The organism is Bacillus cereus group sp. MYBK220-1 (genome assembly GCF_051916445.1).
Classification (GTDB): domain Bacteria; phylum Bacillota; class Bacilli; order Bacillales; family Bacillaceae_G; genus Bacillus_A; species Bacillus_A cereus.
In genome coordinates this window covers 221,855-238,151 of the sequence record NZ_JBQAGQ010000005.1, presented here as the reverse complement: position 1 = coordinate 238,151, position 16,297 = coordinate 221,855, and the positions used below count along the sequence as shown (strand labels likewise).

Below are 16,297 nucleotides of genomic sequence, written 5' to 3'. Positions count from 1 at the left end.
TAAGGAGTAAAGCCTAATCATTTAGATATAGCTTTACTTGCCCTTCCATAATAAATACTATTTCTTCTCCTTTATGTGCCACAGCCTCTATAGATGAAGCCGTTTGAGGTAATAGATTCCTTAGAGCCAATTCCAGTGATACATCTAAATTAGGAGATAATAACTCATATGAAACGTTACCGCTTTCAGGGAAAGTTATCTTTTTTCTTTGATTAGTCCTTGTACTGTAACAAGACCTGAAAGTCTAAACTTTTGTTAATTTTTTTCATTTTATGTTGATGGGCATAGGAAAGGATTAAATATAAAATAAGATTGACATAGAGAGATTACAAGTGTAATATTCAGTTGTGGATTACACTTGTAATCCAAGGAGGTGTAAATTTAACTAATGAAAGAATTACCTAAAATTTCGGAAGCTGAATTAGAAGTAATGAAAGTACTGTGGTCAAAATCTCCGCAAACGGCAAATGAAGTGATTGAAGAGTTGGAGAAGAATATGGATTGGAACCCCAAAACGATTCGAACGCTGATTAATCGATTAGTCCACAAAGAAGCAGTTGCTTACCATCAAGATAAAGGACGTATGTATGCTTATTATCCTTTAGTTTCACAAGATAGTTATTTACAAGTAGAAACAAAATCTTTGCTTAAACGTTTCTATGGTGCAGCATTTAAGCCCTTGCTAGTAAATTTCCTGAAAGAAGAGAAGCTGTCTTCAGAAGACATTAACGAACTTAAACGTATCCTGGATGAGAAGACTGAGGAAAACCAGAGGAAGGATAGATCATAATGATAGAAATGTTTATTAATGTCTATCTGCCTCATTTTTTCGATTGGTTGATAGAGACCTCTATTATGGCGAGTATATTAGTGGGACTAATCTTATGTATCAAGGTCTTGTTTAGAAATAAGCTAAATCCACGCTGGCAATACATGCTATGGATCATATTAATAATAAGACTTGTATTACCTTGGTCGCCAGATAGTTCCTATAGTATCTATTCTGTTCTTACATACAAGAATGATAATGCATTCATTTCTAGCCGAAACCCTGTAGCTATTTTTCTTTCAAAAGAACGCATGCAAGAATTGAAAGGTATAGACGATACAAAGGTTCTCACAAAAGAAGATACTTATACCCCAAGTTCAACACAAACTAATCAGGCAAACAAGACACAAACACACAATAATGAAAAGCAGGATGGTGAGACGGTTCCATTCTATACAATCTGTATATACATTTGGCTTACAGGTGTTATTCTTCTAAGCTTTGCTACTTTTATAATGAACAGGCGTTTATTACTTTACATAAAAAAACAACCGGTTATTACAGATGAGAAGATTGTCCAGATTTTTGAAAAGTGTAAGCAATCAATGTCTGTTCATCGAGATATCCCTCTACTTGTATCTGGAAAGGTTTCCAGTCCAACAGTGTTCGGATTTATTCGCCCGAAGTTATTATTGTCAACTGTACATATGAAAATATTAGATGAACAACAGTTAAGATATATTTTTCATCATGAATTAGCTCACATCAAACGAAGAGATGTTGGTGTGAACTGGCTTATGCATGGCTTACTCATTTTAAATTGGTTTAATCCCATTCTATGGTATGCCTACTCATGTATGCGGGAAGATCAAGAACTAGCGTGCGATGCATTAGCTCTTACATGTATAGATTCAGAGGAACAAATTGCATATGGACATACTATTATTAGTCTTTTGGAACATTATTCAGGTTATTATCAAGTACCCGGTATGGCGAATTTTAGTAAAAACAAAAGAATGTTAAAAAGGAGAATTCTAATGATTAAAAAATTCCAAAGAAAATCATATCGCTGGTCTGCGCTAGGAGCTGTGGCAGTTATTGCAGTATCATCTGTATCCTTATTAAATGCCCGTGCTGATATGCCAACTAACTCTACGAAACAACAAATAGAAGAGAAAAATAGTATGAAAGAATTAAAAACACAACCCGATAACTCTTTGCAGCAAATAGTTGAAAAAATGATTGGTACAAAAGAACAGGCAGAAGCAGAATTTTTAATTACCGAAGGAGAGTACAATATTTTCCTTACAGAACTTGGAGTGGCGCGAAACCTGTTTACGAAAGAAGAATTTAAACGGTTTATTGAATTAGAAACAGAGTCATATACTTTGAGTAAAAAAATAAGGTTAGTGGGGAATCCTGACAAATTAGCCCCAGAGGAACAGAACAAATTTAAGGAAAATGAAAAAGAAATTGAACCATTTAGAAGGAAAATTTATTCGGATTTTAGATTAACTAAAAAGGAAGCACAGAAGTATCTTGATTTTCAAATTAAGACACCACCTGTTGTAGTAAATGGGTTTAAACTAGCTGGTGAAGAAGTTCAAACTTCGTTGTTTCCTGGTAGGAAGAATCCCGTTATTGTTTCTGAATATCACAGAGGAGATTCGTTGTCTTGGTATGTTGTGAATCAATCTGTAGTTAGAGACAAAGAAGAAAATCCATTTTACGGGATAATGGAAGAGAGTGAAAAGATAACAAATTATGAATTAGAAGGTGCAAACATTACTTTTGCTGAATCGTCTGAAAGTAATACGAAATATATGGAAGCAATTGTTCCTGCAAAAGGAAAGAATAGCGATTATCAAGTCATAATACTTGCAAATGATGTTAGTAAAGAAGAATTAGAGAAAGTTATGCTGTCCTATATAAACTAAAAAATAGAGTCTGAGGATCCTGTTCCTGAGGCTCTATTTTTTAGTTTAAACGAAACCTTTAAGTGAAAAGAGAAATTAGTAGAGTTTATATAATGAAAAAATAAGATGAAATTTAGGCTTATCTTCGAACTTCATAGCACTATACCTCTTTATAAAATTTATTGAATCAACCCATATATCATATAAGATTATACATTAGCATAAATACAAGATTAACATATCCCGTTCACCATCAGATCAAGAAATTAGTTGGTCCTCAAAATGGAAAAAATGAGCTAAATTGTCATAAATAACTGTAAAATATTCGTTTTTAGGAGAAATGTGTTTCTTTACTTGATGGGCATGTGATGTTACCCATCGCTATCAAGCTCAGACTTTAAAGTATCCCCTAAACGATAATTTTGTGTTTTTTACAGCGCCGAAGTTCATTTTTATCGTTTTGGGGCAACCTTTTCTATTAGGTTGATAGATATGTGGCATGACCCCTAAATGCATTGAAAATCCTAATTGAATTAACACTAAATAGAATTCATTTCCAATGGCCCGCCGATTATGAATTTATTTTTCACATAACAGACGACCCAAAAGCACATTTAAAGATTATTCATGGCGGCGGAATTTATTTTGCTAAAAATAGCAAAATAAATGATTGGATCGCATATTGTGATTTTTTATAGAATTAGAATATAAAGTGACGTTTTCTCATATAAAATCTCGCTTAGCTTATATTCTCGTTAAAATATTGGCGATATGCCTATAACTACAAGCTTTAATGGAAGAAAGATACTTCCATCATATATAATGTACCTCTACATTTAGATGTTCCAAATAAATATAGCTGGGATGGCACCACATGCTCTGGGGTAATTGACTAGAAGGGTACCAGCAGCATTTTGGAAAAAAACAAGCTAAGAGTATGCAAGATTTTATAAATTTTTTCGACTCATTTAGTAACAAAGGAGGGCCTAAAATCCTGTCATGATAGGAAAGTATAAAAAAATGCATAGAATTATAGGAAAAGAAAAAGGCAAATTTCTTGTGAGAATAAGATTCCGCCTTTTTCCTTGCCACTGATAATGATACGTTATGTTAACCTTACATGTATGGAATATACCCCAAAAAATCCAAACAAGTTTCTTCTTTTGAATGGTACAATAAGGAAAAGGAGGAAGTATATATGGAGAACTAATTTACAAATGACGAAATTATACTCTCCCATTGCTCTCCAAGGTTGTTTTCAAGTACAGGTGTCTCTATTCCAACGGACTATGCTCCATCTAATGGCACAATTATAGGTGCTATTGATTATGGAATGGATACTTTTATGCTTCATATGAAAAAAGGAAAATATTATTTCTATATCAGCAATGCGAAGGCATTTGTTAAAAAAGTACAAGACTTTTGCATTTTTGCATAATGAAGATCTCTCTATTCTGGGGAGGGGCTTGCTGTAACTATGAGAGGGGAAATGATAATGAGCATTGCAGTTAAGTATCAGAATAGAATCAAACAGGATTTAGAACAGAATGAGCGAATTATTGATGTAGTTGCTGGAAGAACGGCACCTACTACTTGGGTAATGAAACTACTTCCTGAAATCTCTTGGCTTACAAAAGAAAATATGCCAATGTTGTTGGCAATTACAAATCAGAGGCTACTTGTATATAAACAACAAATCAATTCAGAGATTCAACTTTCCATAGGTATTCATCGTTCTGACATAATAGAGTGTAAAGAAGCAAATGGGGTTCTAAATGGAGCAATTCAAATTACATTAAAAGAAAACCAATCATTTAAATTTGTTTTCAAAAAGGAACGTGTACAAAACACTCTTACAGAAATAAATAAATATGTATAAATGATATAGGCATTTATATGTGACGAGACCATAATTCTCGTTAGCGTATATTTTCTTGGAAATGTTGTTGGTATGCCAAAAAAGAAGGAAATTCCTTATTAAAGGATTTTCCTTTTCAAATGAATGAAAACAAATAACAGACTACTTAACCACTAAAACTATATATAATTATTTGACTAGCAATATTTAAAAGATAAACTAGTACTGATATTAGATAAGTTATAGTTTTCATAATATTTATGCGAGGGAGGGTTGTAATGAGCAAATAAATTAAGGTAACACTGGAATAATTAGAACAAGCTACTAAAACCGTAAGAAATAAGGGATTACCATATAGAATATATACATAAGAATTTATACTCTCAAACTGAATATATAGCATCTCTGTGGAACAGAGCAAGCAGTGATCGTTTCTATCATATGTTTAATGAAACAAAGCCTATGATGTTTAACATTTTGCAAGAATTAGATAAAATTGCAGTAGAATGAGAACGTACAGCTGTTAAATTCCGAGAAGCAGATGAATTGTATGGCTTAAATTTAGTTGACTTTGATATTCAAGAAGGTACCATGTGTGGAAAACTCCCTCCAAAATCAGAAGATTCATTTTTCAATAAAAACGATTTAAATGCTACGTGGATTGGTATTTCTACTAGTTTTGTAGATGGTGCAGTGGATGCGTGGATAAGTGATAAAGTAACCTGGCTAAATATGCGAGATGTGATTGTAAACTATGAGGAAACTATTCTTGCTGCATGGAACACTGTATCGGATACATTTATGAATAATTTTTGGAATGGGGATCTAGAAAGCAGAGAACATTCTGCAGCTTATGCAGTCACTACGCTACTCACAGGGTTTCTTGGTAGTAATGGTCTAGATAAGGTAGCTGCTATTAAGGTTTTACTAAAAGAAAATCACTTGTAATTAATTCTCCGGCATACGGTAATGCATTACATATATTAAACAACTATGAATTCAAAGTTGGAAATCATCTTTCATATGCGGGAGTCGGAAGTATTCAACAGTACTTGCAGAAAGCAGCTCCATATACTTATGAGGGTCCAAATGGTCCGAAAACAATAAGATTAAGATTGAATGAGTTAGCGAGAAATAAACATTCAGTTGCAGGCATTCCGTATGATTTAGATGGTTTCCCTATTTTTAAACCTGTTTCTGAAGTTAAATTAAAAGCAGCTGATTTTAAAAAATCTAGACCAACACATGATAGGATATTTAGTAAAGCATTATTCGAACAAATAATGAAGGACCCTAAGTTAGCTGCAAAATTCACAGAAGAAGAAAATAGAGTTATTTAAGCTAGGTGAGGTACCAGAGAATTATACATGGCATTATCATCAAGAAGCAGGACGAATGTAACTTGTTGATGATGAAATACATAGGAAAACAGGTAACACTGGTGGATATAAAATTTTGGGAAAAGACAGTGATAAGTAAGGGGGGGGATATATGATCAACGTTACTTGGATTGGAGTAAATAAAAAAGAAATTACAGATGAAAACATTCAGAAAGTAGAACAATATTTCAAAATTAAATTCCCTATGGATTTTGTAGAATGTGTAAAAAAATATGATAGTGGTTATCCAAGACTAAAAATATTTGATGTAACCGGACAGGATGAGAATGTATTTAGTAAGCTTTTAACTTTTGATTTAGAAAGTAGAAATTCAATCATTCAAGTTTATGATGATATAAAAGATAGATTACCAAACGAATCCTGAATCACCAACAGTGGTATTTTGGGAGCATGAGGAGGAAAACATAGAGGAAGCAATACATCCTGTTTGCTCAACATTTACAGAATTGCTTGCTAGTCTACGTGATTTCGAAGAGAAAGATTGAGGGAACTAAACTTGAAAAAACAAGAGACTAAGTTAAAAATATTAACAGTAGCTTCAAGACTGTTTCAAAGACAAGGATACCATGCAACAGGTATAACTCAAATTATTAAAGAATCAGGTTGTCCAAAGGGCTCCCTATATCACTATTTTCCCAAAGGAAAAGAACAATTAGCCATTGAGGCTATTAATAGAACAAAAGATCTTGCAACTGAGCAACTAAGATTCCTATTCTCTCAGCATGATGATGTAATAAAAGCCCTTGATGAATTTTTAAATCAATTTTTAAAATTTGATCCAAAGGCTGCACATGATGGGATTCCATTAGCATTAATGTCCCTAGAAGCTTCGCATATGAGCGAACAACTCCGCTTGGCATGTAGAGATGCTTATGATGCACTTGTAATCATATTAAAAGAGAAATTTATTGAGTCAAATTGGTCTCACACGGCAGCAGAAGAAAATGCGTATTTATTCTTTAGCATGATAGAAGGTGCTAGTATTTATGCATTAACGTACCAATCAAAGGAACCGATAAAAATAATAAGTAAAGCAACAATGGAAATTATCAGGAGAAGGTCAAAATAAAGGGAAAAAGTGAATAAGGGTATGATTATGCCATTAGATAATATCTCAAGTAACCAATATTATACAAACTAAGATGTGCTTGAGATTTGTTAAAATCATATATTTATTCATTTTTTAATAATTGAGAAGAAATGTTTAGTGGAAATATCTTTGTAGGTTATCAAGGGAACTCATTATATAAAGAATCATTTGGAAAAGCAAATTATGAATGGGTTATATCAAATACTGCTATAACTAAGTTTCGTATGGAATTAATAACTAAAAAGTTCACTACAATTGCAATTTTAATGTGAATTGAAGAAAAAAGTTGCAGTTACATGATATTGTAGATACTTTTATTTCGAATATTGTAAAAGGCGATCAAATTAATATTAAGCACTTACTAACTCATACATCTGAAATCGTTAATATTACCGCCCCTAGCCCAATTTTTTATATACCAATTAAATTAGAATTTATACTATGTATTTTTTATATAATAAAATCAAATAGGATGAGAATAATATATGGAATTTAAAAGGGGAAGGAAAAGAATAAAAGTTCAGCAATTATATATCACTGAACTTTTATTCTTTATTCTTTCCAATTCTTCCTAAACTATCTTTAATAGTTGTTTCTCCAAGTTGAGTGTATAACAAAGCTGTATCTTGACTCGTATGCCCAAGTTGCTGCATCACTTGTAACGAGTCTTTTTCTTCCATGTATAATTTATTTGCCAATGTGTGTCTTAATTTATGAGGGGACATTTTTTTACCATAGGCTTTAGTATATTTTTCTACTATATCCTGGATAGCTCTAACCGAAAGAGGTTGTGCAGTATGTTTATACTTTGATAAAAACACATTTTTTAATTCTTTCCCTGGAGCGTATTTGTTATCTCTAATTTCCATATACTTTTCTAAATCGTTCAATGCGATTGGGGTAATCCATACAGAATCTTCTTTGTTTCCTTTTCGGATTACATCAATTAGCCTTTCTTTTAAGTTTATATCTTCCATGCGAAGATCGGCCAATTCACTTACTCGAATGCCACTACCAAGAAAAAGGGAGAGGATTGCCACATCTCGATCTTTATCTCTTAGGAAATAGAACAACTGATGTTTTGTTAAAGATTTTTCATGCTCATACTTAACGTAATTTAAAAACTCTTGATCATCATCATTATGAAATATTTTAGATCTCATACGTTTTGCACGGGCATTTAATGTTTCTTTATCTTTATGTATTTCTATTTTAGCCATTACATTTCTATAAAAATAACATTCTCCATCTTCATTCTCTGATAGAGAGGTAAGGTACTTAAATAAAGATTTTAAAGCTGAAATTTTTCTGTTAACAGAGGAATTCTGCATGTTTTGTTGTAGTTTTAGAAACCTCATGAAGTTCTCAACATCTTTTTTCTTTAAATTCTCCAAATCAGAGAAAGATATGTCTTTAATGGGCTTTAATTCAATAATTTGTTCAGATAATAGCCAATTAAAGAAGACTCTAAAATCATATACATAATTCAGTAGGGTGGAGGGAGAGGCATCATGCAATTCTTTGTATTCCACAAATTCTTCTATGTAAAAAGGCATTTCATTTAGATTTTCGTATAATTTTTTACGATGTACGGATTTTTGACGTTGCTTGCTGTAGTCCATAAAAATCACCTCATATATAATATAACAGAAAACAAAAGCGAACACAAGTTCGCGTTAAATTCAATTTTTACACAAACTTATTTACATAATTAAATTATGAAATACTAAAATATGCTCAAAACTGAATGGTATAGTGTAGTTAGTCAAATGAAAATTATAGCTAACTAATTGATAATTTTGTATAAAACCATAAAAATTAGTGCAAAAACTACATATAAATGTATGTAAAATAAAACAATTAATATATATAAATTCATGCAAAAAATCAATATATGAAAACAGTTTAAAATTCGTTATCTAACATGAATTGGTTAATTTAATCATAATTATGAGGAGTTAATTAGATCACCATAAGAAAAAATCCTATATAGTAAAAGGTAATTTACTATGAATATTTTCAATGAATTGTTCAGTATTTAATGATTCCTATATAAAATATGAATTATATAGACACATACCAATATACTGAGATTCATGCAATTGAGCTAGAAATCCCTAAATACTGTATTAGATTTTTATTTATATATCTTATTGTTCGTAAAATTGGTATTTCGTGCGAAGTTGTTAGTGATTATTTTTCCAAGCTTTTATAAAGGCATCATATACCCTACCTTTCATCAGTATAAATATCTTTTAGTTTCTGGTATGTTCAGCTATACATATTAATATTATAAATGATTGCTTATAGAACATATCTAATATATAACATTTTAATGCGAAACAGTTTACTTTAACTCCTTAAGACTAAATAGATGGTGTATTTTACAAAATTTAATTGTTGTAATGTCGAAATAGAGCATTTCCTTTAATTCTTTTTATTATAGCCGGTTTAGCTAAACGTTCTGCTAAATATTATTTAAATACAAATTTCAAAATGTAACTACTAAATTTCTCTTTCCGTCTCAATGATATAAGTATTCTTTTCGTTTTGAGATTTATTCACTTGTTTTTTATAAATCCCTATTAGATATGTTATGTAAACTGATTAAAAGTGATTTATTGTAAATCCCTTTATATAGCCGTTTTTCAAGTGACATTCCCCCCCTACTTTACCAATCGGTGTAACCACATTCTGTGTACTTTCTGCTTCATGTAAGTGCAAATCCGTACATCAGTATTCGCACTCATCATGATAATACGATGAAGATTTAATTCCTCAAATCCAAATGTAATCAGCAACCTTGTTACTCCCGTTGCAAGTCCCTTTCCCCAATAATCTGGATTTATGTTATACCCTATTTCTCCATCCCTATTAGTAAAATCTCGAATCGTAATCGCACCTGCCCCTACCACTCTTTCGTACTCCAATTCAACTAATGCAAAAGAAAATCGACTTCTCGGGACCTTACTTGCATCTTGAAGAGCTTGGTTTACAAATTCTTTTGTTTCCGCTTCCGAATTAGGGCCCCATGCTTGGTATCGGCACACAATGGACTGTGTTGTGTATATCCTTCCAATCATTTTCTTCGATTTCTCGTAGTTTGAATCTATTATGTATTATGTTATAAACCATCCAATTCCCTCCATTCACTTATGCCTTTTATCACACTAAATTTCATCATAGTATTCCATTAACTTATCTTAATTACAACATGAAAAAATCTTAAATCCACCGATACTATTTATCTAGTAAAAGAGAATCAGTACATATAACCTTTGTACGTTTCTTCAAAAATCTTACTCGAAATTGATCCTACATATTCGAATGTTCCATACCAGAAAATAAGTTCTTGTAGAGATTTATCAAACACTGTACACTGAATACGTGCCGTCTTTGCCCTTCTCTTTTTAGAGGAGGTGACAATAGAACGTGGAGAATACTAGAACCACCCGTAAACGTTCAGAGAGAGAAAAGAAACGTAAGCGTCTTTTTTCTTTTGGCACAATCGTTACAGCATTCAGTTTCCTTAGAAATATACATTACTTTTTCACCAAAAGTGAAATAGGTAAGGGTATAACTGAATATGTAAGACATCTTCTTAAATAAAAAAGTGCCGCTATAAGTAGCGACACTAAGACCAGTTTGTAGTTATGATTGGGTTCCAAGGTGAAGTACTGACCATACTTTCATTGCACACGACCAATGCAGTATCATTTTGAAGTGCAAAGACGTTGAAACCCAGATTACTACTCTATATAGTATTGCGACATGCAGTGCTTTTATTCCTGTCTGCGTACGAAAAAAAGCCTTGGTGACCAAACCAAGACTTTTCAAAAAGATTACGACCTATCAATAGAACGAGAATCAGAACCACCCGACTTCTTGTTCGTTATAATCTAGCTTACACCCTTATTGTACTATACGTTTTTTATATTTTCAACAGTCTGCATTCCTTTCACGTAATATTCATACTTCTAATACTGAAAGTTACCTTACACGATCTCTATCCATTGAAGATTCACGTCACACTTTACATACTTCATAGAAAAGATACGATAACATTACTATTTTTATAGTCTGCAGCTTGGTATACAATAAGAATATCCATATACTAGGAGTGATCAGGATGACAAGTACTTTACTACTATTAGCTCTTACTTTGTGTGGAATAAGTGGACTATTCTCCCTAATTAGGAAGCTAACTACGCCAAAACAAGATAAGGCTAAACGTTTAATTATTATCGAATCATTGTCTATATTAGGAGTTGCATGGATAGGTATTGGACTATTCTTGTAACATACTTACACATTACTTTCGTTATGATTGAATAAAACTTATTATTCCGTCAATACTAGGGGTAGGCATTAGCCAAAACTCATTTGAATTTCTTAGTCTTTCTCCTTTCCCCTTGGAGATTCCTTGACCTGGAGCAGTTAGCTTTACTAACAGCTCCTTTTTTGTATCTGTAAAAACATGATTTGCTTTGCATTCCTTCGAATTGCATACAAAATGCTTTCCTATAGCAATCGGTACATGAAATTCCATTCTATATGAAGACTACTTCGTAATGTACCAGCAACTCCAGCTCATGCATTTACTCTTTTAAACTAGATTATGTTTTCACTACACCTTCTCTACGAAACTCATCCCAATTCACTATACGATCCAGTTGCCAGGCATACGGATATTCTTCATTATGTAGTTTTGTAGTATGTATTTATTTTCTTTTTACCTTTAATTCTAAGTCCATATGTCGACTCTCCCATATATGCGTATTGAATGTTTCCTGTCTAAAATCAATCTACTACTTTGAAATCATTTGAGTGCAAATTCTTTTTATCTAGTATCCAGTCCCTATGTGATAATTATAGGTTGTAGTTAGCTATAGGCATTCCATTTATCACTTTGATATAACGGTTGACCTGTGTTCCAGTCGCACATAATCCATTCCACTGTTCCACTCCCAGCATCTTTAAACTGCATTTGAACTTCTAGCTTATCCGTTGTAACATGAAAAATATCCATTGCCCTTCTCTCAATTTGTAACACGTTCTTCCCAGCTTCTTTTGGATATTTCTTCATCATTTTTTGTATGGCTACTCTTGCCATTTCCTCATTATATGGTGAAGCATGATCATTATCCTTCACTTTATCGTTATCGTTTTCTACTTGACCGACAGCTTCTTTATTTGTGTTTGCACGACTCTCTGATTCAACCTTTAATTTGTCTTCGTTTGAGCATGCTGTTAACAGTATTCCTAAACTAACAATATATGACACTACTTTTTTCACTATTTATACACCCTTTCATTATCAGTATGTTTCTATTATTAAAATCTATTAAATAGTATATTAATATATAATTATATATAGTATAATCGTATCATTCAACATATCTGTAGGAGGAAATTATGAAAAGAAATATGCTTAAAGCAAGTAAGAACATATTATTAGCAGGTTGTACGTTTAGCTTATTGGTAGGTTGCTCTTCCAACAATTCAGAACCAAAAGAAGGAAATAAAACAACTGCATCTGCGAATGAAAATACAACTAAAGACCAAGTGGCCAACGGGTCAAAAATAGGAGAAACTAGTAATTCCGATTCGTCTAAAAAAAATACAAATGCCAAAGACCATAAAGAAATTACTATAGATCAATTCGGCGGAGAAAGTTTTTCTAATTTATTAGACGATAGAAAAGTGAAAGAACTTGGTGTTGCTCGAAAGGGCGATTACATTTATGTCATGTTCCAAAAATACATCCAAGAAGAGAAAAAAGATAAGACTTTTGTATCAATCGGCAAATTAGACGATAAAGAAGGAAAATGGATCATAAAAGATCAACATTTTTATAATGGAGAAGACGGCGTATCCTCTACACTCTTTGGAGATGCACACATCATTTCAAATGGTTCCGTAGCAAGAACTTCTCTTATGGATGAACAAGCTAAAATGGTAGAGATTGATACCAACCTAGAAAGTTCCTCTTTTAATAATATTAGTAATAGCCAAAATACAGCCAATACATATCATTATGTACAAACCTCGAACGGTAGCGCTCTTTTAGTACAAGAAGGAGAGAAGGTCTTCCTGCATTTAGATGACGGTTCAAAAAAGGAGATACAAAATCTGAAATTAAAGGATTATGGCACTAACAATATCTATATTGATTTAAAACAAAACTTACTATATGATGGCTCTGGAAAAACAGTATTTGATATAAACAAGGGCGATTATGTGTATGATAAACAAGGTCAAAAACTAAAGTATGGGATAAACTACGGTCAAACCCTTATCGCTGCAAATGCTAAATACGTCATTGCTAACACAAACAATGGTTCAAAATTAAATTTTGACGTGTATAATACTACTACTGGTGGTAAAGCAATGAGAAGTATTGAATCAGAAGCAATTCAACGCGCGGGTGTAGGGGGGCTATTAGGTGGTTCTGAAAAGCATTTATACCACTTCAGTTTGACAGGCGACTATATTCACTATGTAGGGCTAATCGAATACAAAGGTAAGCCAAGCATTCAATATAAAAAGATATATGCTGGAGAATAACCATTTCTAAATGCATTACTTTAATTAGTAATTATTCCAACTCTAGTTATCCTAGCACGATTAAAAAGAGAACCTGATGAGGGTTCTTTTTTATTTTTAAGTACTTTTATACAATACCCAATATCATATAGAAACGATTCCAAAAGGGACCTGCCAAGCTCTATCGTATAAAATATGTAAAATGAAGTAAAAAGGAGGATGTCAAATGGATTTTTTGAACAAGATAGAGCCTTTCGTACGTCAACTTTTTCTTGTGCCAGTTTTCGTTATCGGACTCGGCGTTTATGTTTCATACGTTACAAAACGCATATGGGTTGCGCCTGTTCTTACACTTCTGTTAAATAACCTATTGGAGTCCTAGTCTTGGATGATGCACTTCAGGCGTATCAATACATAGGACTCTCACAACTTCTACCTTACCGTTTGCTAACTTCACTCGAAACGTATCACCGTCGATATGATCCAGTATCGTAGCTTTGATGATTCTATTAGCATTTTGTTTCTTACTCTGCCCAGGTACTAGGTTCATTGCCTGCTCGACCAATTCTGGATACTGCAGTTTACCCGTAAACTCTTCTTTTTTTACAGGTACAGACGCTGCTGCCTCATAACTATTCTCTTCTTTCTAATTTTGCTTTGTTTCTCTTTATTTCTCTTCTTTTCTGCTGGTTTTTCTCCGCTACATTTCTTGTAACGGAAATTCCAGTGTCATCTTTGCTACTACCCCCTGTTACCAATCCTAAAATCATGCAAAATGTAGAAATGAACCATAAAAATTTCTTTATCGTATGCCTCCCTCTCTTCTTGTTTTTCTTCCCTTACATCATAACGAGATTGGAATCAGTGTTTGAAAAACTATTGACTTCTATGATTGGACAAAGATTTATGTATAAATCCATTGCTTAACTCCTCTATTCTTTCAAACGGAATTTTTATGATATGTATGCAGGATTCCCACATACATGTAACGAAACCCCAATAGGGAAACATTCCACTAATTACCATTCTTATTTCATACCATTATACATTTGGAGGTTAAACAGGATGAAAAAAAAGAAGTTACAAAAATCAGCACTTTCTTTTACCTTACTCTTTTCTTTAGGTGTTTCTTCTTTTCCGCTTACAACTACGATTCATGCGGATACACAAGGGGCACAAACTGCAGAAAAGAAACAAGTCTCTTTACCGGAGCGTACGTCTTTATTTTTTGACTATCTCCAGCAAGGTAAATATGCAGAGGCACTTCAGTTGACATCTGCTGCTTTTCAATCCAAGTTTACGGCAAACATATTACAAAGCTGGTGGACACAAAGTGGCGGGAGTATGATTACAAGCATGGGGACACCTGTTATTAAAGAACGAAACTTAGTCCATCAAACGGTTGAAATTCCAGGAGCTATCGAAGGAACTACTATTCCACTACTCCTTAAATTCACGCCTGGCGGCAAAATTGATGAAGTTGGCGTACGGACGACGCCACAGAAATCTTATACCATCCCACATCCTAGTTATGACCAACCTGATTCCTACCAAGAACGTGTAATCGTAATTGGAAATACTACATACCCATTACCAGCCACATTAACGGTTCCAAAACATAAACCTGGCGAAAAAGTACCTGTTGTTGTTCTTGTTCACGGTTCTGGTCCACAAGATCGTGACAGTACATTTATGGGAGCTAAAATCTTTAGAGACCTTGCAGCTGGTCTTTCATCAAGCGGTATCGCAGTGCTACGTTACGAGAAACGTTCCTTAGAACACGGTTTTAAAATGAGTGCAGAACCTGCTACATTAGATCGCGATACTACAGATGATGCCATATATGCAGCAAAATCAGCAGCGCAGCAGGAAGGTATTGACCCAGGTAACATTTTCATTCTCGGACATAGCCAAGGAGCTGGCACCATGCCGCGTATACTAAGCAAAGCACCTTCATCACTTGTAAGAGGAAGTATTTTAATGGCACCTCCTGCACGTCCTTTTACTGACATGCTCCTTGATCAGTATCAGTACCTCGGGGCACCTAAGGATTTTATTGATGAACTAAAAAAACAATTCGCTTATATTAAGGATCCTACTTTTGATCCAGATCACCCACCAGCTGGTTATAATTATCCTTCTCCACATTTCATGTATGATGTGACTCGTTGGCGTCCAGTTGAGGAAGCGAAATCACGAAAAGAGCCATTACTGATTCTGCAAGGCGCACGTGATTATCAAGTAACTGTAAAAGACGAGTTTACGAGATGGGAAGAAGGGCTTTCAAGTCGCAGTAATGTTCAGTTCAAAGAATATCCGAAATTGAATCACATCTTCACGGAGGGCGACGGGGAATTCAGTCACCCTAGTGAATACGAAGTCCCTTCCAATGTTCCTGCGTATGTCATCCAGGACATCGTTACATGGGTCAATGAGACAAAGAAATAAGAAAACAACAAAAGCCATCATGCAATCATCATTTCGCGATGGCTTTTGTGATATTAAAACATGTCATATCAGAAATTGATCGCTTCTATGAATTGATATTTTTACAGCGCTTATTTACTTCATATCTTGCTATTCCTGGTCCGTCAGTGCAAGAATACAAAATTTATTTCGATATGTAAGAATGCATATTATTTCTCTTGGATGTTATGATATACTCTCTTTGTGAGCTGATACAATATTTCTTTAGATTGGAAAACTAAAACCTCATTA

The 16,297-nt window shown here is 33.5% G+C and carries 12 protein-coding genes and 4 pseudogenes; 11 read left to right on the top strand and 5 right to left on the bottom strand.

The features are described from left to right. Positions 1-16: 16 nt before the first annotated feature. Positions 17-220 (bottom strand): annotated as a pseudogene (locus tag ACTFRU_RS21665) (cupin domain-containing protein); the annotation flags it as partial. A gap of 168 nt (positions 221-388) precedes the next feature. On the opposite strand from ACTFRU_RS21665, the gene ACTFRU_RS21660 reads away from it, so the two are divergent. The 7 genes and pseudogenes from ACTFRU_RS21660 to ACTFRU_RS21630 all read left to right on the top strand — a co-directional run bounded on the left by ACTFRU_RS21660 (position 389) and on the right by ACTFRU_RS21630 (position 7,012). Then, a complete protein-coding gene (locus ACTFRU_RS21660; protein WP_017658059.1) occupies positions 389-790 on the top strand; it encodes a BlaI/MecI/CopY family transcriptional regulator in 402 nt (133 codons plus the stop codon). Further along, the gene (locus tag ACTFRU_RS21655; protein WP_440037855.1) at positions 790-2,706 is read left to right on the top strand and encodes a M56 family metallopeptidase; all 1,917 of its coding nucleotides are present in this window, start codon (positions 790-792) and stop codon (positions 2,704-2,706) included. The genes ACTFRU_RS21660 and ACTFRU_RS21655 overlap by 1 nt, the downstream gene beginning before the upstream one ends. A 536-nt stretch (positions 2,707-3,242) precedes the next feature. Next, positions 3,243-3,383, top strand: a pseudogene (locus ACTFRU_RS21650) (DUF1963 domain-containing protein); the annotation flags it as partial. A 797-nt stretch (positions 3,384-4,180) separates the two neighbouring features. Further along, positions 4,181-4,564, top strand: a complete 384-nt coding sequence (locus tag ACTFRU_RS21645; protein ID WP_180227778.1) for a PH domain-containing protein — start codon at positions 4,181-4,183, stop codon at positions 4,562-4,564. Between the two features lie 290 nt (positions 4,565-4,854). Beyond that, positions 4,855-6,022 (top strand): annotated as a pseudogene (locus ACTFRU_RS21640) (WXG100 family type VII secretion target); the annotation flags it as partial. Between the two features lie 12 nt (positions 6,023-6,034). Beyond that, positions 6,035-6,428: pseudogene (locus tag ACTFRU_RS21635) on the top strand (SMI1/KNR4 family protein). Positions 6,429-6,439: 11 nt separating this feature from the next. Then, positions 6,440-7,012, top strand: a complete 573-nt coding sequence (locus ACTFRU_RS21630) for a TetR/AcrR family transcriptional regulator (RefSeq protein WP_017658092.1) — start codon at positions 6,440-6,442, stop codon at positions 7,010-7,012. A 566-nt stretch (positions 7,013-7,578) separates the two neighbouring features. Here ACTFRU_RS21630 and xerS read toward each other — a convergent pair. Together xerS and ACTFRU_RS21620 are read right to left on the bottom strand one after the other, a co-directional pair. Then, on the bottom strand, positions 7,579-8,655 hold the full coding sequence (xerS, locus tag ACTFRU_RS21625) for a tyrosine recombinase XerS (RefSeq protein WP_242264227.1): 1,077 nt from the start codon (positions 8,653-8,655) through the stop codon (positions 7,579-7,581). 1,044 nt (positions 8,656-9,699) lie between these two features. Then, complete coding sequence (locus ACTFRU_RS21620; RefSeq protein WP_227749014.1) at positions 9,700-10,116, bottom strand: GNAT family N-acetyltransferase; 417 nt, start codon at positions 10,114-10,116, stop codon at positions 9,700-9,702. A gap of 1,046 nt (positions 10,117-11,162) precedes the next feature. Here ACTFRU_RS21620 and ACTFRU_RS21615 point away from each other — a divergent pair. Continuing rightward, entirely contained in the window at positions 11,163-11,333 is a 171-nt protein-coding gene (locus ACTFRU_RS21615) for a hypothetical protein (protein WP_166695909.1), read from the top strand. A 582-nt stretch (positions 11,334-11,915) separates the two neighbouring features. Here the strand turns inward: ACTFRU_RS21615 and ACTFRU_RS21610 are convergent. Continuing rightward, complete coding sequence (locus ACTFRU_RS21610; protein ID WP_139849903.1) at positions 11,916-12,329, bottom strand: hypothetical protein; 414 nt, start codon at positions 12,327-12,329, stop codon at positions 11,916-11,918. A gap of 119 nt (positions 12,330-12,448) precedes the next feature. Here ACTFRU_RS21610 and ACTFRU_RS21605 point away from each other — a divergent pair, with 119 nt between their 5' ends. Both ACTFRU_RS21605 and ACTFRU_RS21600 read left to right on the top strand, forming a co-directional pair. Then, positions 12,449-13,600, top strand: coding sequence for a hypothetical protein (locus tag ACTFRU_RS21605; protein ID WP_069604443.1), 1,152 nt, complete (start codon positions 12,449-12,451; stop codon positions 13,598-13,600). A gap of 205 nt (positions 13,601-13,805) precedes the next feature. Continuing rightward, complete coding sequence (locus tag ACTFRU_RS21600; RefSeq protein ID WP_163092889.1) at positions 13,806-13,961, top strand: hypothetical protein; 156 nt, start codon at positions 13,806-13,808, stop codon at positions 13,959-13,961. Here the strand turns inward: ACTFRU_RS21600 and ACTFRU_RS21595 are convergent. Next, positions 13,947-14,129 (bottom strand): thermonuclease family protein, encoded by a 183-nt coding sequence (locus tag ACTFRU_RS21595; protein ID WP_239502865.1) that lies wholly within the window; start codon positions 14,127-14,129, stop codon positions 13,947-13,949. The two genes, ACTFRU_RS21600 and ACTFRU_RS21595, sit on opposite strands and share 15 nt — an antisense overlap. A gap of 515 nt (positions 14,130-14,644) precedes the next feature. On the opposite strand from ACTFRU_RS21595, the gene ACTFRU_RS21590 reads away from it, so the two are divergent. Then, positions 14,645-16,027, top strand: coding sequence for an alpha/beta hydrolase family protein (locus tag ACTFRU_RS21590; protein WP_440037854.1), 1,383 nt, complete (start codon positions 14,645-14,647; stop codon positions 16,025-16,027). Positions 16,028-16,297: the final 270 nt, after the last annotated feature.